We start from the raw sequence: 1,360 nt of genomic DNA on the forward strand, positions 1-1,360 counted from the left end.
GCATAATTCTTGTTCGAATAAAATGTGTCAAGTGATATTGACAAAACCATTTTTAACAGATCTTATCCCAAAGTTCATTGCTAGGTATAGCTCGTCTGCTGTTTAATATGTTCATATAAGCAAGGAAGATCCGCAGAACTGCCTGCGGATCTTCCTTGCATCTCTATGCACTTTCTAATTCGTCCAGCGAATCTATAAATACGCTGACTGTGTCATTGAACTCTCCGTTCATCTCAAATTTGATGTCGAGGCTTTTATCTTCATTTTGATGAATAAGAATTCGTTTGACAAGCATTCGCAAATTAACATCGGATATTGAACCTTCGGACAAGATCTCATCAATAATCTGAGTTGTATTATTAAGGTGTTCTTTCCTCTGCTTGCAGATTTTGTCATACTCTCTTAAATCTGATATCTTTTTATCAAGTTTAGCTATTTCATCCTCACGTTTGGTGATCATATTGTTGAAAACTTGCGTGTGTTCACGATCGTTTATTCGTTCGATTATTAAGTCCTCAATTTGCTGTCGGAGTGATAAAATCCTATCATTGAGCTGCTGTATCTGACGTTCATATAGCGGCTTTTTCTTTGACCAGTCTTTTATGATCTTATTGTATCTTTCACCTTCAGCAAGAATAATATCACGCAGTCTAAGTATTTCATCTTCGACCAGTTCATCAAGTTGATTTTCACGGACTGTATGCGGAGTGCAGTATTGTTTACCGTAGCGATGATTGCTGTTGCAAGTGTATTCAACGTATTCTTTCCCTCGCCATTTTCGTCGGCGGGCTATGAACCCAGCTCCGCAGTCGGAGCATTTTATCAAGCCAGAGTAGCGGTGCAATTTCCGACCATTTTGCGAACGTGGATTGATCTGCGAACGCTCTTTCAGCAAGAACTGAGCTTGTTTCCAAGTTGTTTCATCAATGATCGGTTCACAAAAATTCTCGTGACGGTACTGCTCTTCAGGCTGAATAAAAGTCTTTGTCTTGTAGATTTTACTTGTCACAGTTTTGTGATTGACCATCGTTCCGATGTACAGCTCGTTCGTAAGTATCCGCCTTACTGGTTTTGTCAAGTGATATTGACAAAACCACTGCGTATTTTCGGCACTTTTGCGGCGAGCTTTGCTCGTCCGCTGTGAGTGTTTCGGGGGCTGCGACCCCGAAACTTTAACTTGCAATGAAATATTTAGCTTTGGTGGTTATAGCTCTAGCTGCTGAATTGTGAAAAGTACATAATTGCTCAAATCGTTGAGTTCGACTTGCACAAGCTAACCTTATTTAAAATTGGTTTTGTCAATATCACTTTGGTTTTGTCAATATCACTTGACACATTTTATTCGAACAAGAATTATGCA

1 protein-coding gene is annotated in these 1,360 nt (G+C 39.3%); it reads right to left on the bottom strand.

Annotated elements, in window-relative coordinates; all coding sequences use genetic code 11:
- Positions 1–163: 163 nt before the first annotated feature.
- A complete protein-coding gene (locus DWW81_RS13040; protein ID WP_117898195.1) occupies positions 164–1,183 on the bottom strand; it encodes a recombinase family protein in 1,020 nt (339 codons plus the stop codon).
- Between the last annotated feature and the right edge of the window lie 177 nt (positions 1,184–1,360).

The organism is Ruminococcus sp. AF17-1AC, from assembly GCF_003461385.1.
GTDB classification, from domain to species: Bacteria; Bacillota; Clostridia; order Oscillospirales; family Ruminococcaceae; genus Hominimerdicola; species Hominimerdicola aceti.